The sequence below is a fragment of the Microcoleus vaginatus PCC 9802 genome (genome assembly GCA_022701275.1).
Taxonomy (GTDB): Bacteria; Cyanobacteriota; Cyanobacteriia; order Cyanobacteriales; family Microcoleaceae; genus Microcoleus; species Microcoleus vaginatus_A.
Genome location: CP031740.1, coordinates 6,022,298 through 6,040,821 on the forward strand (window position 1 = coordinate 6,022,298; position 18,524 = coordinate 6,040,821).

The 18,524-nt window shown below is 46.0% G+C and carries 15 protein-coding genes and 1 pseudogene; 9 read left to right on the top strand and 7 right to left on the bottom strand.

From position 1 onward, the window contains the following. Positions 1 to 106: 106 nt before the first annotated feature. Positions 107 to 1,957 carry an ATP-binding cassette domain-containing protein gene (locus D0A34_24975; protein ID UNU21660.1) on the bottom strand — a complete coding sequence of 617 codons (1,851 nt, stop codon included), beginning with the start codon at positions 1,955 to 1,957 and terminating at the stop codon, positions 107 to 109. 20 nt (positions 1,958 to 1,977) lie between these two features. After that, on the bottom strand, positions 1,978 to 4,002 hold the full coding sequence (locus D0A34_24980; protein UNU21661.1) for an ATP-binding cassette domain-containing protein: 2,025 nt from the start codon (positions 4,000 to 4,002) through the stop codon (positions 1,978 to 1,980). A gap of 43 nt (positions 4,003 to 4,045) precedes the next feature. Here D0A34_24980 and D0A34_24985 point away from each other — a divergent pair, with 43 nt between their 5' ends. After that, positions 4,046 to 4,249, top strand: a complete 204-nt coding sequence (locus D0A34_24985) for a hypothetical protein (protein UNU21662.1) — start codon at positions 4,046 to 4,048, stop codon at positions 4,247 to 4,249. Here D0A34_24985 and ntrB read toward each other — a convergent pair. The 3 genes from ntrB to D0A34_25000 form a co-directional block, all read right to left on the bottom strand. Continuing rightward, positions 4,193 to 5,062 (bottom strand): nitrate ABC transporter, permease protein, encoded by an 870-nt coding sequence (gene ntrB, locus D0A34_24990; GenBank protein ID UNU21663.1) that lies wholly within the window; start codon positions 5,060 to 5,062, stop codon positions 4,193 to 4,195. The two genes, D0A34_24985 and ntrB, sit on opposite strands and share 57 nt — an antisense overlap. A gap of 166 nt (positions 5,063 to 5,228) precedes the next feature. After that, the gene (locus D0A34_24995) at positions 5,229 to 6,551 is read right to left on the bottom strand and encodes a bicarbonate-binding protein (protein UNU21664.1); all 1,323 of its coding nucleotides are present in this window, start codon (positions 6,549 to 6,551) and stop codon (positions 5,229 to 5,231) included. A 90-nt stretch (positions 6,552 to 6,641) separates the two neighbouring features. Beyond that, positions 6,642 to 8,528 (bottom strand): ferredoxin--nitrite reductase, encoded by a 1,887-nt coding sequence (locus D0A34_25000; protein ID UNU22460.1) that lies wholly within the window; start codon positions 8,526 to 8,528, stop codon positions 6,642 to 6,644. A 610-nt stretch (positions 8,529 to 9,138) separates the two neighbouring features. On the opposite strand from D0A34_25000, the gene D0A34_25005 reads away from it, so the two are divergent. The 4 genes and pseudogenes from D0A34_25005 to D0A34_25020 all read left to right on the top strand — a co-directional run bounded on the left by D0A34_25005 (position 9,139) and on the right by D0A34_25020 (position 11,055). Continuing rightward, positions 9,139 to 9,354 carry a hypothetical protein gene (locus D0A34_25005; GenBank protein UNU21665.1) on the top strand — a complete coding sequence of 72 codons (216 nt, stop codon included), beginning with the start codon at positions 9,139 to 9,141 and terminating at the stop codon, positions 9,352 to 9,354. An 18-nt stretch (positions 9,355 to 9,372) separates the two neighbouring features. Continuing rightward, positions 9,373 to 9,570: a hypothetical protein gene (locus D0A34_25010; protein UNU21666.1), complete on the top strand. Its 198-nt coding sequence runs from the start codon at positions 9,373 to 9,375 to the stop codon at positions 9,568 to 9,570. Between the two features lie 135 nt (positions 9,571 to 9,705). Continuing rightward, positions 9,706 to 9,786 (top strand): annotated as a pseudogene (locus D0A34_25015) (YjbQ family protein). 381 nt (positions 9,787 to 10,167) lie between these two features. After that, positions 10,168 to 11,055, top strand: coding sequence for a PEP-CTERM sorting domain-containing protein (locus tag D0A34_25020; protein ID UNU21667.1), 888 nt, complete (start codon positions 10,168 to 10,170; stop codon positions 11,053 to 11,055). Positions 11,056 to 11,151: 96 nt separating this feature from the next. On the opposite strand, the gene D0A34_25025 is transcribed toward D0A34_25020, so the two are convergent. Continuing rightward, positions 11,152 to 13,806 (bottom strand): peptidoglycan-binding protein, encoded by a 2,655-nt coding sequence (locus D0A34_25025; GenBank protein ID UNU21668.1) that lies wholly within the window; start codon positions 13,804 to 13,806, stop codon positions 11,152 to 11,154. Positions 13,807 to 14,240: 434 nt separating this feature from the next. Continuing rightward, the gene (locus D0A34_25030) at positions 14,241 to 14,681 is read right to left on the bottom strand and encodes a peroxiredoxin (GenBank protein ID UNU21669.1); all 441 of its coding nucleotides are present in this window, start codon (positions 14,679 to 14,681) and stop codon (positions 14,241 to 14,243) included. 229 nt (positions 14,682 to 14,910) lie between these two features. Between D0A34_25030 and D0A34_25035 the strand changes: the two genes are divergently transcribed. The 4 genes from D0A34_25035 (at position 14,911) to D0A34_25050 (ending at position 18,331) form a co-directional block, all read left to right on the top strand. Then, a complete protein-coding gene (locus D0A34_25035; GenBank protein ID UNU21670.1) occupies positions 14,911 to 16,107 on the top strand; it encodes an ATP-binding protein in 1,197 nt (398 codons plus the stop codon). A 3-nt stretch (positions 16,108 to 16,110) separates the two neighbouring features. Further along, positions 16,111 to 16,824, top strand: coding sequence for a hypothetical protein (locus tag D0A34_25040; protein ID UNU21671.1), 714 nt, complete (start codon positions 16,111 to 16,113; stop codon positions 16,822 to 16,824). 197 nt (positions 16,825 to 17,021) lie between these two features. Continuing rightward, entirely contained in the window at positions 17,022 to 17,432 is a 411-nt protein-coding gene (locus D0A34_25045) for a hypothetical protein (GenBank protein ID UNU21672.1), read from the top strand. Between the two features lie 335 nt (positions 17,433 to 17,767). Beyond that, positions 17,768 to 18,331: a Uma2 family endonuclease gene (locus tag D0A34_25050; protein UNU21673.1), complete on the top strand. Its 564-nt coding sequence runs from the start codon at positions 17,768 to 17,770 to the stop codon at positions 18,329 to 18,331. Positions 18,332 to 18,524 lie beyond the last annotated feature (193 nt).

An 18,524-nucleotide genomic window follows, 5' to 3' on the forward strand; every position in this document is an offset into this window, starting at 1 on the left:
ATGGGGGGTAGGAGGAATTTTTGCCTATTTCAAACAGCGCCCAGGTACTACTTTTGACCTAGTTGTTGATAGCAAGGTGAGATTTAGTGCGGGAGTATTATGTCGCCTACTTCCCTGATTTAACTTCAAATACGCCACCGTTGGTGGGGCTAAAAGTTACTTGGAACTCAGCAGTTTTTTCAGCGCCGGCTGTGGCACCGACAGGAGTTTGCAAAACAGGTAGAGGAGTTTCTTTGACGAAATCTTTAGCTGCTTTATTTGTGGGATCGAACTGTAGGATATCCCCGTTTTGTTTTACTTTGACCCGATAAGTCAAACTTTCGGTAAATGTTGGAATTGTTCTCCACTTTTGGTCGATTTGTGCATACAACTTCTGTCCGATCGCATCGAGTTCGGCTTGGTCAGAAATCTCTGATGTGGCACTGGTTGCTGCATTGGGCGCGACGGCGCTGTTAGCAGCAGCGATGGCTGCAGGGCTGGCATTCGGTGCAGGACTTGCAGCAGCGATGGCTGCAGGGCTGGCATTCGGTGCAGGACTTGCAGCAGCGATGGCTGCAGAGCTGGCATTCGGTGCAGGACTTGCAGCAGCGATGGGCGCAGAACTTGCAGCAGCAGCGATGGGTGCAGGGCTAGCAGCAGCGATGGGTGCAGGGCTAGCAGTCGGTGCGATGATCGAACTTGCTGCGATTTGCGGGCTGGCGGGAGAACTCACAACCGCCGCCGCATTCGTCGCCTGCGGTGCAGTTTCTTCTAGTTTCGCTTCCTTTAGCTGGCTGGAAATAGCAGACATATTGACGGCAGCTAAAGTAACCATTGCTACGAACCACGAGGCTGCCAGGATGCCGCGTTTTTTTGGCGAAGCTTCTGGGGCAACGGCTGCGTGAGACACAAAAGGTGCAGGTGCGATCGGCTTGTTAGCAGTCTCGGCAAGCGCAGGCTTTTTGCTAGCAGGTAATGGCATGGGTAGTGCGACGGCTTCTGTCTCCGAGTCCGTTGCTTCATCCCCTTCGTGGTGCGCGTAGCGAGAAAACAGGAACTCCAAAGCAAAGTTGCGAAGTTCGTAGTATTTCGGGTCTTCCATAATCCGCGCCCGGTTCCGGGGACGGCTGAACGGAACGTGCATATCTTCGCCGATGGAAGCTGCTGGCCCGTTGGTCATCATCACGATGCGATCGGCCAAAAACAAAGCCTCATCAATATCGTGAGTAATCATAATGACGGTAATTTTTTCCTTCCGCCAAATTTTCAGCAATTCTTCCTGTAACTCTTCCCGGGTAATCGGGTCTAGAGCTCCGAAAGGTTCGTCCAAAATCAATAGTTTGGGGCGAGTTGCCAGAGCTCGGGCGATCGCCACCCGTTGTTTCATCCCCCCAGACAATTGGCCCGGTCTTTTGTTACAAGCTTCGGTGAGCCCCACTAATTCCAAGTGTTCCTTGACGATCGTATTGTGTTCGTCTGCGGACTTTTCCGGGTAAACATTTTCAACGCCGAGGTGAATGTTTTCAGTAGCAGTCAGCCACGGTAGCAGCGAGTAGTTTTGAAACACCACCATGCGATCGGGGCCTGGTTCAGTAATCTGGGAACCTTCCAGGGCTACTTCTCCGTTTGTCGGCCCGTTGAATCCCGCAATCATATTCAGCAAAGTGGATTTGCCGCAGCCCGAGTGACCAATCAAACAAATAAATTCGCCTTCATTAATAGTCAGGTTTACACCGTCGAGAACGACGTAAGGGCCTTTAGGGGTTTCGTAGACTTTCGATACGTCTTTAATAGTAAGAAAGTCTTGCTTGGACGTTTGAATTTTGGTTGTTTGGGGATTTTTTAGAGTTTGCATATTTTCAGGATTTGGATTTTGGGTCGGGGAATTAGACATGACAACTTTCGATTGAGAATTTGAAATTAGGGATTTAGGAAGGAGAAAATGTGGAGTCTTGTTTCCTGATTTCTTGCTCCTCATTCCCTCTTCCTATTTGCTGGTTATGCTGGCAGTTTGATGGAACACTGACTGCCTATTTGTTCAATTAAGATTTCTTCAATGCGGACGGCGCGCTTAATTTTGACATTCTGAAGATACTGGATCGGGTCGTCTAGATTAAACACAGTGCCGTCAAATAGCTCGATCGTCCGGCGATCTCTGGCGATATCCGGCAAACCCAATTCGCGCACTGCTTGACCGAAAACATCGGGCCGCAAAACTCGATCGACCACTTCCACCCAGTTTCTCGGGAACGGGATCAGTCCCCAGCGAGCCATCTGCGCCATCACCCACACCATTTCTAGGCGGTCTGGAAAATTGGTTTTGTCAACATAGAACTGGTTGAAGTTGTAGAGCATTTCGGGTTCTGCCTCCGTACCGGAGTTGTACGGATCGATGAACCCCGGACGGATGTCTTTCGGATCGGCGGCGATGTATTGTTCTTGGCTAATCAATGCTAGGACTTCTTCGCGGTTGCGGCGGTCGTCGCAGTAGTCGCAGGCTTCCAAAAGCGCTTTGACAAGGGCGAGGTGGGTTTGAGGATATTTTTGAGCCCAATCTTCGGTAACACCGAGAACTTTTTCGATGTGTCCGGGCAGAATATCGAGGGAACGGGCCATGACAAAACCCGTACCGCTGTTGACTGCGTGGGAGTTCCAGGGGTCGCCTGAGCAGTAGCCGTCAATGTTGCCTGCTTTTAAATTCGATACCATCTGCGGGGGCGGAATCACGGTCAAGCCCACGTCGAGGTCGGGGTCAATGCCCCCAGCGGCCAGCCAGTAGCGGAACAGCAGATTGTGCATGGAGGCGGAGTGTACCATGCCCAAGGTGTGAGCTTTATCGGGACTCTTGGCGATCGCAGCTTTGAAATCCTCTAATGTCCGAATGCCTTGTCTGTAAAGGTCTTTGCTGAAAATAATCGAATTGCCGTTGCGAGACAGGGTGAGGGCGCTACAGACGGGTACAGGGGCTTCACCGTCCAGGCCCAACAGCATGGCGATCGGCATTCCTGCGACCATTTGCGCCGCGTCCAGCCGTCCTTCGGCGACTCCTTGGGCGATCGCTTTCCAGCTAGGTTCGCGGCTGAGAGTAACTTCTTCCAAGCCGTGGGCTTGGAAGAATCCTTTTTCTTTGGCTACTACTAAGGGCGCGCAGTCGGTGAGGGGAATAAAGCCGATGTCGAGGTTGATTTTTTCCAAGCCGTTGCGGGCGATCACAGGCGGTTGTTGTTTGGCCCGGCGCTGTTTGACCCGCTTTTGCTGGTTGAGGAAGTAAACCATTTCGTTGCGCAGCGCATAGTAACTCGGATGGTTAACAACTTCCATGCGCTTGCGGGGGCGAGGAATGTTCACTTCGAGGATTTGCCCGATTTGGGCTTCCGGGCCGTTGGTGAGCATCACAATGCGATCGCTCAGTAATAAAGCCTCATCCACGTCGTGAGTTACCATCACGCTGGTGACTTTACTTTCTTCGCAAATTTTCATCAACTGGTCTTGCAAACCACCGCGAGTTAAAGCATCGAGGGCGCCGAAGGGTTCGTCTAGCAGCAGCAATTTCGGGCGAATCGCCAGGGCGCGGGCGATCGCAACTCTTTGTTTCATCCCCCCAGAAATTTCGCCCGGGCGTTTGTCGGCGGCGTGTCCGAGTCCGACTAATTTAATGTGGTGTTCGATCACCAACTCGCGATCTTCTTTCGAGTTACCGCTGTAAATTTCATTTACTGCTAGGGCGATATTTTCGCGCACCGTCAGCCAAGGTAGCAGCGAGTAATTTTGAAACACCACCATTCTGTCCGGCCCTGGATCGCGGACTTCGCGCCCTTCTAAAGTAATCCCGCCCTGACTTGCTTTGTCGAGGCCGGCGATGATATTTAGCAGTGTAGATTTACCGCAGCCCGAGTGTCCGATTAAGGTGATGAATTCTCCCTTTTTAATTTTCAGTTCGATATTTTTAAGAGCGATATATTGCTCTCCATTGGGCAAGTTAAATACGCGGTCAACGTGGTCTACTTCAACAAATACTGACATGGTAATTTTAGGTTAGTTGGTAATTTCTAGAGGCTAATTATTAATGGGAAATTGGGCATTGGGCATTGGGCATTGGGCATTGGGCATTGGGCATTGGGCATTGGGCATATATAATTATTCCCGCTTCCTAATAACTAATCACCAATCACCAACCACTAATCACCCATTCCCCATTCCCCATTCCCAAATCCTATTTCTGTTCTTCTGGAACTACTTTGGACGCGATGAAACCAACGATTCTGTCTAAAATCAAACCGACGATTCCTACATAAAGCACTGCTAGAATCACTGCACTGAGTCGAGAACTGTTGTAAGCGTCCCAGATGAAGAAGCCGATACCGACGCCGCCGACTAACATTTCCGCAGCTACGATCGCCAGCCAAGACAAACCGATGCCAATTCTCAAGCCAGTGAAGATGTAAGGAACTGAAGAGGGCAGCAGGATTTTCCAGAAGTATTTTTGGTTAGGGAGGCGCAAGACGCGGGCGACGTTTCTGTAGTCTTGGGGTATTTGTTGAACGCCTACTGTGGTATTAATTAAAATCGGCCAAATTGCTGTAATTAAGATTACGAAGAGTGCGGATACTTCGTTAGCTTTTACCCCCATGCCTTCAAAGGGATTGAACTGTTGAAATACTGCCAGGGCGATCGGCAGCCAAGCCAGGGGCGGGATAGTTCTGAATACTTGAAACAGCGGGTCTAAAGCATCGAACATTAGGGAGTTTGTGCCGATCAGGATTCCTAAACTGATGCCGAGAACTGCTGCCAAAGTAAAGCCGATCGCCACCCGCTGCAAGCTAGCCAAAATTTGCCAGAACAAGCCTTTGTCTGTACCGCCGTTGTCGAAGAAAGGATTGATAATCAGATTCCAGCTTTCTTGGACAGCTTTGATTGGCCCTGGCAAGCTGGACTCTGGACTGTTGCAGAGGATTTGCCAGATTATGAGCAGAACTGTAATTGCTACCAGCGGGCGGATGATTTTCCGGCGGTTTTTTTGAACCTGATCCAGAACGAAATTTACTGGATTTTTGCTTTTAGTAACAGCGAGGTTTGTTGCCATTTTTGTTTTTGCTGTATTGTGAATAATCGATTATTTGTAGATACTTTGAACTGAGTTCAGCAGGTTTAATCCGTGGACCGAACCCTCCGTTTCACTGTGTCCAACACCATCAATTTTAGAAGTTGGTCAACAGTTGACTGTCAACTGTCCACTGTTGACCAACTAATTATGCTTTTTTGATTGCCAGACCCTTCAGATATTCTTCGGGTTTTTCTGGGTCAAACTTCACGCCGTCAAAGAAGGTTTCGACACCGCGAGAAGTGGTAGTAGGAATTTGGGCTGCGGGAACGCCAAGTGCTGTCGCTGCTGCTTTCCAAATATCTTCGCGATTAACTTTATCAATTGTGGCTTTGATGTCGGTAGTTGCCGGGATATAACCCCAACGAATATTTTCAGCTAAGAACCAAGCATCGTGACTCTTGTAGGGATAAGAAGCATTGTCCGCCCAGAATTTCATCGCCACTGGGCTGGCGGCTTCTATGCGGCCAGTACCGTAGTCAATTTGTCCTTTCATGCGACCAATAATGTCTGCTGCTGGCACTTTCAACCACTTATCTTGAGAGATGATTTGAGACATCTCATCGTGATTTTCTGGCTTGTCGCACCACTGCTGGGCTTCCAGTACGGCCATTGTAATTGCTTTAGCAGCTTTGGGGTTTTTCTCAACCCAATCTCCTCTTAAAGCTAAAGCTTTTTCTGGGTGGTCTTTCCAAAGTTCTCCGGTTAATAAGGCGGTGTATCCTACCTTTTGAGTAACTAGCTGAGCATGCCAAGGTTCGCCTACGCAAAAGGCTTCCATGCTGCCAGATTTCATGTTCGCTACCATTTGGGGCGGCGGTATGGGAATCACGGAAACATCTGTATCTGGATTAATACCGCCGGCTGCTAGCCAGTAGCGCATCCACAAGTCGTGGGTGCCGCCGGGAAAAGTCATAGCAACAGGAACGTTTTGATTGCCAAAAGCTGCTTTCAGGGGTGCGCTGTCTGTACCTACTTTTAAATCTAGGTATTTTTTGCTAAGCGAAATTGCCTGACCGTTAGTATTTAACCGCGCCAGAATGTTCATCGGCACTGGCTGATTGCCTTTGGTAATAGTGCCTAATGTCATGTGGTAAGGCATCGGGGATAAAATGTGGGCCCCGTCAATGCCGCCTTTGTCGGAACCGAGTTCTAAGTTGTCGCGAGTAACTGGCCAAGATGCTTGTTTGGTAACTTGTACGTCTTTCATGCCGTACTTGGCAAATAACCCTTTTTCTTGGGCGATGATTAAGGGTGCTGAGTCGGTGAGGGCGATGAATCCGAGTTTGGCTGCGGTAACTTCTGGGGCGTCGGCGGGGTTGATGTTGACTGCTGGGGCGGCGCTGGGTGAGGCGCCGCTGGGAGTTGCGCTAGATGTGGTGGGACCGGAACTGCAACCGTGGGCTAGGAGGGTGCCGGCTGCTGTTGCTCCGGCGGTGATGATGAATTTTCTTCTCGAAAGGTTGCTCATTTGTCTTGAATTGTTGTTGTACTTGAGATGGTGGAAATGTGAGATGTGAGATTGATTCGCGACCTTCGCATCGCATCTCACATTATGAGATTAGGCGTCGATCGTCACTTTGCCGATCGCCCGCGCGCTGCAAGTTAAAATGAACCCTGATTCTAAGCCGGCGGCCGCTTCGGGGTGGCTGTCGTAGGCGGCAATATTACCTTCTAGGAGTTTCTGCTTGCAAGTGCCACAAACTCCCTTTCGGCAATCGCTGTCAAGTTCGACCCCGGCCCGTTCGGCAACGTCGAGAATGTACTCATCTTCGCTGCAAGCAACTTCTTTGCCCGATCGAGCGAAAATGACAGTAGATGTCTGAGGTTTGGGAGCCTGGGCTGCCTTTTCGCCCTCCTCAACCGTCAATTCCAGTTGCCGGTGCAGCACAGCTACATCCCCTGTAATCTCTTTGGGAACTGCCCCAAACTGCTCGACTAACAGTTGATGCAGCAGCGGTTTGAGGTCTTCGCAAGGGATGCCTTTTTGGACGCAAGCACCCAAATGAGCCTCTTTGCCAACTGTGCCTCCCATGTAAATGTCTACACCTTCGAGGGTTTTCCCGTTCTTGCGAACTTTTGTTCCCATCAAACCGATGTCTGCTACTTGGGGTTGACCGCAGGAATTGGGGCAACCCGTCCAGTGAATTCTCACAGGTTTGGGAAGTGAAAGTTCGACATCAAGTTCCTCAATCATTGCCACAGCGCGACTTTTGGTTTCGATGAGGGCGAAGTTGCAAAACTTGGCGCCGGTGCAGGAAACCAAGGCTCGCATCAGGGGTGCGGGCTCGATGGAAAAACGCTGCAACAGCGGTTCTTTGACCAGTGATTCAATCCGCGAGTCGGGAACGTTGGGAATAATCACGTTTTCTTCCACAGTGAGCCTGAGCTCGCCGCTGCCGTAAACCTCGGCGATTCTGGCTAAATCGAATAAATCCGATGCCAGCAGCCGTCCGACGGGAACGTGCAGCCCTACATAGTTGAGCCCTGATTGTTTTTGGGGGTAGATGCCGATGTGGTCGCGTTTGTCCCAGGTGATTTCATCTTTGAGGGCGGCGGCGGGCAAAGTGCGACCTAATTCTTGTTCGACTTCGGCTCGGAATTGTTCGATTCCGAGTTCGTCAATCAGCCACATCAGCCGCGATTTTTGGCGGTTTGCTCTCGGGCCTCGATCGCGAAACACAGTTAAAATTGCTTTGCACAAATCTACAACGTCGCTGGGACTTGCCCATGCGTTGAGAGGAATTGCAGCTTCGCAGCGTTTGGCAGAGAAGAAGCCGCCGACTAAAACGTTAAAGCCGATGTTGCCGTCTTTGTAAGCGGGTACAAAGGCGATGTCGTTGATTTCTGCGTGGACTGAGTTGTCGCGGCAGCCTGCGATCGCAATATTAAACTTTCTCGGCAAATTTGAAAACGCGGGGTTGCCTTCGCCGCTGTTGGTAATCATGTCTTGGACTTGGTTCGCCAGTTCCCGCGTATCAATCAGTTCGTCGGCGTCCAGGCCCGCGACTGGGGAACCGGTGATGTTGCGTACATTGTCCATGCCAGACTGGATGCTGGTCATGCCCGCTTCTTTGAGGCGGCGGAAGATGTCGGGTACGTCTTCGATGCGAATTCCGCGCAATTGCAGGTTTTGTCTGGTGGTGATGTCGGCGCTGCCGTCCTCGCCGTAGCGTTGGACGATTTCTGCTAGCGTTCTGGTTTGATTGCTAGTAATGATGCCGTTGGGCAAGCGCAGCCGCATCATGAATTTGCCGGGAGTTACTGGCCGAAAGAAGATGCCGAGCCATTTGAGGCGGTGCTCGCGATCTGTTTCGTTCATGGCTTCCCAGCCGATTGCGGCGAAGTGGTCGAGTTCGCCTTTTAATGCTAAGCCATCTTTTTCGGCTTTGAGTTTTTCAAACTTGTTCAGGCTCGCTTGGGCTTTGGGTTCTATTGTTTGGGTCATCGGTTTACCCTCGCTGCTGGCTTGTGGGGAGGTATTGACTTGGAGCATAAAGTGTGTGTTTCCTGCTAACCTTAGTGACTGTATGAATTTAAAACTGTATATTTAGTTACTAGATCGAATTTCTTTTAAGCATGGTTGGTCTTCTGTAAACTTTAGTTTGACTGGGCGCTGGCTCGAACGTCGCCAAACTATTTATGGTTATAGTTGCTACCGATGATTGGGTCGATCGCTGCGTTTCGATGCACCTTGGTTATGAGCTAATGTAAAGCCCACGATTGTAAATATTCGTAGCTATTTTTACAAAATATTGAGTTTTATGAATATTTCGCATAAGGGCGATGCGTTTTATACATGGGAAATGGGTAAAGACGCCCACAAAACCGAAAAATCTCTCTAAATATTTAGATTTAGGAGGAAAGAGGGGGAAATTGGAATATCTAAGATTAATTCTGTGACTGCGATCGCAGACTTAAAACGAGCTCGTCACACAATTACAACGGTCGCTGTCACACAGTTTGCCTCAAAACATCACCTTGTGTGCTATGCGAGCGTCACTATTAATTTTCGGAGAACGAGAGATGATATAAGTATCGAATTCAGGGAACATCTCATGTTTTTAGTTCAACTTATCCCCGGCGCTATTTCCGAAATGGTTGCCTCTGTTGCGGAGACGGGTTGTTTGACTTTAGCCGATCGCTACGGCTTGATGGCCGCTGTTTTGGACGACTCTCTCGACGATGAATACAGACATTCGATCAACCGCCTGCTGCGTTCTGTGATTAAGGGAAGAGTCAAGATAGTCAACGAACTGTCGGCGATATATTAATAGCATTTAAAAATTTGATTGATTTATGCAGCCCTGCAAGTGCAGAAACCACCCGCCCATTTAGAAGGAACCCACGATGCCTGCAGCGGATGTAGGGCCGGAAGTTTCTTGGGTGTTCTAAAAACTTGCGATCGCTCTTGCCGTATGATTTTTTTTGATTATCCAATTCTCGCTTTGTGGGCCACTTACAAAAAAAGTGGTGATTCACAGTTTTGACGCTCAATTGAGAGCCTGTTGGGTGGAACGCTTATGGTAAAATTAGTAAAATTGTGGGCTATCGGCATTTAAGGAGTTTGAGGAATGAAGTCATCCCAACCAACGTAATTATAATTATTCAACAGCGCTGGAAAGGAAAGACAATTTATGAAAATCATTAATCAAACAATCGAATTATTAATAGAATCCGGCATAGGCATCTACAACATCACGCCTATTTTTGTCAAAATTCATTGGTAATTGATAAAAAATCAATTAAGTCGAGTGGCCCGAAAGAACAATAATATCTTGTAGGGGCCGGTCAAGCCTGGATATTGACTCGCAGACAGTTTATTGCTGCACTCAACCGCCTAAACCCGGTAGTTGGTTTATTTGCACCTATACAAGACTTATGCAGCCATACTTTATACTGTGCCTGCATAAATCCTATATTTAGTCACTGCCATTGGTTAGTTTTTTTAACCAATATACTTGATATAATGCGATCGCCCGACCAAAATTTTAATATTTTCAGCCGGAATATATGATTGACTGAAAATTAAAAACAGTCGAGCAAGCAGACTTGACAATTTAAAAATGATTCCCAGGGAGCATTTTATGAATTCCATTGGTAAAAACAGCATCCACTGGACTTACCCAGTGGCTCTTTTATTTGCAATAATCGCACTACAGCAACAAAAAGCTACAGCAGCAACGCTATCGAACGGCTGGAATTATGCGATCGATTCCTTCAACGACGGCGTGACAGGGCCCCAAATCGGCGGCGGGGAATTTGAATTTTACGGCATCGCCATCAAAGAAACATCAGATACAGCTTTCATCGCCATCAACTCCAATCTAAGTTTAGCAGGATATGCCGACCCACTAGCTCAAAGAGGCAACATCAACTACGGCGATTTATTCTTCAATTTTTCCGGTCAAAACTTCAATACAGCTAACGCAAACGGCAGCTTGTTTGGTATCCGCTTTGCCGCCGAAAATGACTCCGGCGTGGCGACAACAGGCGCTTACAGAAATGTTACAGCGAAAAACGTCACCCAAACTAACTCTGGCTTTAGCAATTTAAATCAATTCAATACGGTAGTGGCATCTCAAGGCGGAACCCCATCAATGGGCGATTTAGCTGCCACAGACCCCTATTTTCAACAAACAGGAAACTCGACTATTCTCAACTCAATAGCTACGGGTACAAAAGTAGGAGAAATCAATTTTTTAACGCCAGCAACTTTGAGCGTCCTCGGTCTTAATTTCGCTCAATTTAATGCAGTAGGTTCTCAAACAATTGGATTCAGTTTTAATAAATCCTCAATGCCTTCGGGGAACTATATTGCTAACTTTTTGGCCGAGTGCGCTAACGATGCGATCGCTATTCACGGATCGTTTGAGGCTGTACCCGAACCTTCTACTTGGTTTGGTACGTTACTAGGATTGAGCTTTTTAGGTATTGGCGTAGCAAAACGCAAAATTAAGCGCAAGATTTCCTAATTTAGGTAGGGTGTGCATTAAGTACCTTACGAATAGCTGTTATGCACACCTTACGAATAGGCGTAGTGCCTCACAAATTGCAAACAGTAGAGTAGATTATGGAGAGATAAAATGGGCCCAAACATTCCCATCTGGCCCAGCAACTTGATTGACGTAACTGTAGGGATACATCAACTTTCTCCCCTCAGTATCGCTGTAACCAGTGAGTGCATCTCCCCACGGATCTTGCACGATATAACCCTGAGAATTGTAGCCAATTACAGTAAGAATGTGACCGGCCGCAGTAAAATCTCCGGCTAAAACTATTGGCCGCCGATTTAGCAATTCCGATCGCACCTCAGCCCATGTGCGAGTCGTACTAAAACTCGTCTTAAACCCGTAGGCCTGAATCAGCGCCGAAAGCACACTGTGATCCGTTTGAGAACCCTGGCCCGCATAGTCGAAACACCACTGCAACAACTCATCCTCCAATTGTCCGCCCCCCTCAGAACGAAGGCCGTAATAATAAAGCACCATGGCGATCGAAGTTACGTTGCAAGTAGACCAATCAAAACGCGGATTGTCTCGCTGCGAAAAATACGGCACGTTCAATTCCACATTGTTCGGAACCGGATCGAAAATTTTATCTCCCCGCTTGAACTGAACAAAACTAGGAAAAACATAACCTGTATTGCCAAAATTCGGCAGTTCTTCAGTCAGGGAAACTTTCATGTGAGATCCTTCCACACCGTAGCTGTTCACGCCGTAAACTCGACCTAAAGGCAGCGTAGTTTTCTCGGTACTGCTCAGGCTGGCAGCATCTACAGGCCGTTTTTTAAACACAGTTGCTTGCAGGATTGTCATCGTCAAAGCACTGGTGTCATAGGGAACTTCTTTGCCGTCTTTTTTAATTTTAACATCCTGCCAATAAATAAATCCGATATTGCCGAAACCGGGAATAGGTTGGGCGAGAGTTACTCGGAAATGCCCCAAAATGCAGGCATAACCAGTAATGGCATAGGTGCTGCCTAAAGTTATTTGAGCAACTTGATTTGCAGGCAGTTTAGATGAATCTTCTGGTTGAGCTTTAATCTGAGTTGTTTGAATTACCAACAGTTGAGCGCTGACGTTGCTATTCGGTACGTCGGCCAGGTCAAATTTTAGGATTTGAGTACCTTTGGCCAACTGAACGTCGGGTTCGTAAAAATAGCCAAAAGTGCCGATCGGCGAAATTTCTAAATCCACAACCACCTTGAGATGCCCGTCAATAAATCCGTATCTGCTAACGGTCAAAGTTTGACCTGCTTTGACAAGAACTTTTTGCTGATTGTTGAGTTGAGAAGAATCAACAGGAGCTACCTTAAACAAAGTGTCAGAAACTATCTTTAAGGTCAAACCTCGTCCTACAGTTAGCGGATCGGAACTTACGGTAATGTAAATTATTTGGCTGCCAGTAACGTTGCCTTTGCTGTCAGTTGCCCGCAACCTGAGCCACCGAGCTCCAGCTACGCTAAATCCTTTAGACAAATTAACTTGCCAAGTGCTGGCTTCTTGGTTTAGCGTCACGCTTAGGGGCAAGGTATCCTCAGCTATCACCTCAATTTTTGCTGCTTGTTGCCGATCAAAAGTACCCCGAAGGACGATCGGCTGATTTACTAAAACTTCTGACGGCCCTTGATAAGTTAAATTCACAGCGGGATTAAAAGATTTGCCACCGCGGCTGAATTGCACAAAATCGGGATAAATGAAACCCGTATTGCCAAATTGCGGCAAATTCTCGGTCAGCGAGACTTTTATGTGGCTTTGTTCGATCGAGAATCCGGCAATTCCGTAAATCATTCCCGCCGGCAAGGTAATCTTTTCTTGGGGTGGCAGGCTAGCGGCATTTATCGGCCGCTTTTTAAACACAGTCGTTTTGATGATTGTCATCGTAACTGCATTTCTATCATACTCAATTCCCCTGCCGTCTCGCAAAATTTGGACGTGCTGCCAGTACAGAAATCCCGAAGTTCCCAAGTTAGGAACTGCCCGAGCAAAAGCGACTCGAAAATGGTTTTCCACGCAAGCGTAGCCGAGAATATTGAAAGTTTCTCCCGCGTTAAATTGTAATTTCTGAGTTGATCCTAAAGTAGCGGAATCTGTGGGGTTGAGCTTTAACCAGGTCTTTTTTATCACCCATAGTAACTGCATTCCCGGCGGCGGGGTCGGCAACTCGGCGCGATCGAATATGAGAATTTTTGCGCCTTTGGTTATAACTACGTGTTTTTCGTAGAAAAAGCCAGAGGTTCCCACCGGAGGAATTGGATTATTTAGTTGAACATTCAGGTGACCGTCTTCTAACTCGTAGTCCCTAATTTGATAAGTTTTACCTGCTGGTATTTCCGCTTTTTGCAGGTTGTTGAGATTGCTTGCGGGCAGTGTTCCGACTTTGAATGCGGTATCTCTGAGAGTAATTAACGTGAAGAATTGAGCGGGTGACTGAGAAGCAGGATTAACTTTGATGTTAATTGTTTGTTGGCCGATAACTTTGCCGGTCTTATCAGTTGCCCTCACCTGCAGTGTGCGAGTTCCTGCGCTATCGAATCCTTTTTCTAAACTGATGTGCCAAAAGCCTCTAGAGAGATTGATCCCCACATTCAGCGCATTTGAGCCTTCTGCTGCTGAAATCGCTGCCACTAGATTTTTGTCAAAACTGCCAACTAAGACAGTGGCTCTATTAGCCTCAATTTCTCGCGGGCCTAAGTAACTCAAAATAATGTTGTTGGTTGTCATTATATATCCCTCTACCTACTTAGTTATTCAGCTAAAGCAAGGATAACTTCTGATTTTATCAAACACAATGACCCGAACCAGGACAAAATCGCCCCTAGATTCAGCCTACGGGCGGTTAATGCCTTTTCCAGCATAAGTTTTTAATTATTGGCGGGAGTTGCGCCACAAATCTAACTTTAGACGTACCATAAGCACATTAAGCGAATATATGCCTGGTTGAGCAGATTTGTGGTGCAAGTTTTGAGGGAAGGGATTTAGTTCGAGTAGGTTGCTTCCCCCTGTATCCTTGACCCCTCACTTGCTGAGTCAGGACTTACGAAAAAAACCCGGTTCCTACGAGAATATTGCTTATAGCAACGAGGCATCTAGGAAGAAACCGGGTTTTTAGCCGTTTGGTGCATCCAGGAAGGTTAGTGCGATCGGCTAAAATTCGACTAAACTATGGTGACAAGAATATCTTGAGCGTGAGAGTCAACTTTCATGGTTTCGCCCTCATAAACTTGAATGATTTTGCCGGTACCGTCGATGACGAAAGTAACGCGCTTGGCATAATCGCCTTTTTCGACATCGTAAGCTTTGGTAATCGTGCCATCAACATCTGCTAAAAGCTGGAAAGGCAAACCGTATTTCTCTGTAAACTTTTGGTGCGATTCCTCGTTGTCTCGGCTGACACCGAGAATTACAAGATCTTTGCCTTTGTATTCTTCATAAGCTGCTTTGAAGCTTTGGGCTTGTCTTGTGCAACCGGGGGTGTCATCTTTAGGGTAGAAATACAAGATGACGGTTTTACCGGTGAAGTCGGAGAGTGAGACGGTGTTGCCGTTGGTGTCTTTGGCGGTAAATTGAGGGGCAGCGCACCCAACTGGTAATGTCATAGTTTTGTTTCCCTTGGGATTTACCAACCTATTTTAGTTGATTTTGTGCTGCTACCGTCAATCTTTTGAATGTGAAGTTCGGGATTGAGTTTTTCCCAGGGAAATTTTGCGCTTGGAAATAGTTTGCTCGGGTGATTTTTGGCGTTGACTGGCGGGCGATCGCGTGTTATAATATTATAAACGTTTCCTCCTATTGTTATAAAACTTTTGTAATAAACGTAACAAATTTATGAAGCTAGATATTTTTGAATATGTGTATAATAAAGGTTTGCCTGGTGAATGGCGAGTCGAAGAATGTCGATTAAGCAAAACCAATTTAATTGTAGGTAAAAATGCTAGTGGTAAATCAAGAATTGTGAGAGCAATACATACTCTCTCCGAGTTACTATCAGAAAGTGGATCTCTTGCTCCCCAACCCAAAAGCTATGAATGGCGTTTGCTGTTTGATACTGATCTGCATGAAGAAAAAACAGAATATATATTGAAAATAGAGAAAGGTCTTGTAATTAAAGAAAAATTAATTATAGGCAGTGGAAGTGATGAGCCACTTTTAGATAGGGATGAATCAGGCAAAGGTAGTATCTTTGCTAAAGAACTTGAGCAAAATATACGGTTTCAAACTGACCAAACAGAACTCGCAGTCGTTAAGCGTAGAGATTCTATTCAGCATCCATTTTTAGAGAATTTATATCAATGGTCTAACTCCCTAAGATTTTATGAGTTTGGAGAACAGCTAGGTAAAAATACGATGGCTCGTATTCCTTCCACAATGGAATTACTGAAAAATAAAACAGATTTCAAGGATTCTGATTTTGTGGTCGGTATATTTGTGATTGGAAAACAGGAAATAGGCGAGCCGTTTATAAAAGCAATTCTCTCTGACATGAGAGAAATTGGTTATAAATTATCAGACATTGGCACAAAAGTGCCATCTTTAATCAATGCCGATATTTCTGTTGATAGCCTAGCTCTAAATAACTTACCACAATTTTTATATATTCAGGAAGAAGATTTAAGTGATGTTACAGAACAATCAGAAATGTCACAAGGAATGTTTCGAGCCTTATCATTATTTATTCAAATCAATTACTCTTTACTAGCAAGTAAGCCTAGTTGTATTGTGATTGATGATATTGGAGAAGGGTTAGATTATCAACGATCTTGCTCTATAATTAAAATACTAATTAAGAAAGCTGAGACAGGATTAGTTCAACTTATTATGACTACCAATGATGAGTTTATTATGAATGGTACTCCGATAGAATATTGGTCATTAATTGAACGAACTCCTGGTAGTGCCAAGTTACATAATATTTATAATTCACGCGATAAGATTGAGGAGTTTAAGTTTATTGGACTTAATAACTTTGATTTGTTCACCAGTGAGTTTCTGTTACAAAAAGAAGGTGATGAAGAGGCAGCATAAATTATGACACCAAAGAAAATCGCTTGTTTTGTAGAAGGACAAACGGAACAGATATTTGTTGAAAGGTTATTTCAGGAAATTGCTGGTTATAAAAAGATATCTATTGAAACTTATAAATTTCAAGGCAGTAAAGATAATCGTATAATTCAATCACTTAAACTGAGTAAAGTACAAGATGCTCCTTTCTTTGTTCTTTTATATAATTGCGGTTGTGATTCTCAGGTACTTTCTGATATCAGAAAACGGCATGAAAGTCTAACGAATAGTGGCTATGAAAAAATTCTAGGACTTAGGGATTTATACCCAGACCCTTTAGAAAAAAAGCAAGAAATAGAAAAAGGAATCAGAGGCTGTTTGAAGCCTTTGCAGAAAAAGGGTATTCCAATTTCTATGAATTTAGCTGTTATGGAAATAGAAGCATGGTTTTTAGCAGAATGGCATTATTTTTATAAATTAGATAATTGCTTAAGCCCAGATTTTATTCGGCAAAATTTAGGTTTAGATTTAATAAATATTGATGTTGAACAAAGACTACATCCAAGTCAAGATTTAGATGACATTTATCATTTAATAGGTAGTAAATATGACAAAAGTGAAGAAATATCTCAAAATATTATAAATTATCTAGATTATGAATTTTTGTATTTGGAGTTAGTTAGTCGTGTCAAACAACTCAAAAGTTTTATTGGTGAGATAGATAGTTTTTTGGTTGAGTAAATTAACCACGACTTAGGCAGAAGCTGTATATGTAGGTGCGCCGAAGAGCACCTCACCCTATAATTCGCGCGTCAAACCACTTTTTACGTAAGTCCTGATTGAACTCCTCTCACAATTTTGGTATGCTTTTCACAACTCCACTTTGACTCTAAATCTGTAACAATTAAAAACACAATACCTACTCAAAAGTTCTCTCAATGACTTTTATCCCATCCGAAGCGTTTAAATCTATTAGTTATCCCAGCCGCACCGTCAAAAGATCCGATCGCGCCGTCCGGTGCAGCCCTTTTCAATTACACTTCTTCCAGACGATCCGCGATAACAGTGTTTTCCTAAGTGTGATCGCCTCAAACGCGGGTGTCGAAAGCGGCTACACCCGATCGCCCGTATCCGAACTCGTAGCCGAAAACTCCCTACTGTGGCTGATCCAAGTCGGCGTTTTGCGGCGGGAAGTAGACGGACAAGGGATTACCGACAGTTTTCGCCTCACGCCCCTGGGCCGCCAACTCGTGGAAAAATGGGAACAGGAAGGACAGGGAGTGCCGGCCGCGTCATTGTGCGATCGCATGGGAAATGCCGTTAGCCGCGGGTTGGGACTATTTCTATAACCTTTTCTCGCTTGCTACAGTCCGACAGGGAATGAATTCCCTGTCTCATAGCGAAAGTCCTCTGAAAGAGGACTGGGGCTTGTTGTTTTTTCTCGGAGAATCCCATAAGAAAATTTACTCTTTATTGTGGAACAGGCATCTTGCCTGTTCTTAAAAAGGGTGCGGGCCAGATGCCCTCCCCGCAATAATTTGAATAAATCCACCCCATAAGAAAATTTACTCTTTTTTGTGGAACAGGCATCTTGCCTGTTCTTAAAAATGATGCAAGATGTGAGTATAAATTAAACGCCCGATCGCTTAACTAATACAAATTAAACTTAAATCAAATAAAAATAATGCTTCAAACCGCTTCTAACCCTTTGAGTCTCGATGAATTTCTCCAACTCTCGGAAACCAAACCCGCTAGCGAATTCATCGACGGTCAAATTATCCAGAAACCTATGCCCCAAGGAAAACACAGCACAATTCAAAGCGATTTGGGTGCTGACATCAACCGGGTACTCAAACCCCAACGCATCGCCCGCGCTTATCCAGAATTGCGCTGTACCTTTGGTGGTCGATCGACAGTACCCGATCTTGCAGTCTTTACCTGGGAACGCATTCCCCGCGACGAAAACGGCGAAGTAGCCAACACTTTCGCCATCGCCCCCGACTGGACAATCGAAATTCTTTCCCCCGACCAAAGTCAAACTAAAGTCGTCCGCAACATTCTCCACAGTCTCAGCCACGGAACCCAGATGGGCTGGCTGATTGACCCGGAAGAAGAACTGGTATTTGTCTATTTTGCCGATCGCACCATAGCAGTTTTTGAAGAACCGGGCGATCGCATCCCCGTTCCAACCTTTGCCGAATCCTTTAATCTCACCGTCGGTGATATGTTCAGTTGGCTGACTGAGTAGTGCCACCTCGGTTTATGAATGATTTAACCGCAGAGGGCGCAGAGGGCGCGGAGGAGGGAGAAGAGAGATCGCCCTACGGATTTGCTTCGATCAAATGTGCGGTCGATCGCTTATACTAAAATATCTGGTTGTCAGCTCTTCAATGACGAGAGATGACTAAAGTGGTCACTACAAACTTAATTATGATTATTTA

Coding starts and splice junctions, on each gene's coding strand:
- D0A34_24975 (UNU21660.1), bottom strand. CDS start 1,957: ATGAGGAGCAAGAAATCAGGAAACAAGACTCCACATTTTCTCCTTCCT.
- D0A34_24980 (UNU21661.1), bottom strand. CDS start 4,002: ATGTCAGTATTTGTTGAAGTAGACCACGTTGACCGCGTATTTAACTTG.
- D0A34_24985 (UNU21662.1), top strand. CDS start 4,046: ATGGGAAATTGGGCATTGGGCATTGGGCATTGGGCATTGGGCATTGGG.
- ntrB (UNU21663.1), bottom strand. CDS start 5,062: ATGGCAACAAACCTCGCTGTTACTAAAAGCAAAAATCCAGTAAATTTC.
- D0A34_24995 (UNU21664.1), bottom strand. CDS start 6,551: ATGAGCAACCTTTCGAGAAGAAAATTCATCATCACCGCCGGAGCAACA.
- D0A34_25000 (UNU22460.1), bottom strand. CDS start 8,528: ATGACCCAAACAATAGAACCCAAAGCCCAAGCGAGCCTGAACAAGTTT.
- D0A34_25005 (UNU21665.1), top strand. CDS start 9,139: ATGTTTTTAGTTCAACTTATCCCCGGCGCTATTTCCGAAATGGTTGCC.
- D0A34_25020 (UNU21667.1), top strand. CDS start 10,168: ATGAATTCCATTGGTAAAAACAGCATCCACTGGACTTACCCAGTGGCT.
- D0A34_25025 (UNU21668.1), bottom strand. CDS start 13,806: ATGACAACCAACAACATTATTTTGAGTTACTTAGGCCCGCGAGAAATT.
- D0A34_25030 (UNU21669.1), bottom strand. CDS start 14,681: ATGACATTACCAGTTGGGTGCGCTGCCCCTCAATTTACCGCCAAAGAC.
- D0A34_25035 (UNU21670.1), top strand. CDS start 14,911: ATGAAGCTAGATATTTTTGAATATGTGTATAATAAAGGTTTGCCTGGT.
- D0A34_25040 (UNU21671.1), top strand. CDS start 16,111: ATGACACCAAAGAAAATCGCTTGTTTTGTAGAAGGACAAACGGAACAG.
- D0A34_25045 (UNU21672.1), top strand. CDS start 17,022: ATGACTTTTATCCCATCCGAAGCGTTTAAATCTATTAGTTATCCCAGC.
- D0A34_25050 (UNU21673.1), top strand. CDS start 17,768: ATGCTTCAAACCGCTTCTAACCCTTTGAGTCTCGATGAATTTCTCCAA.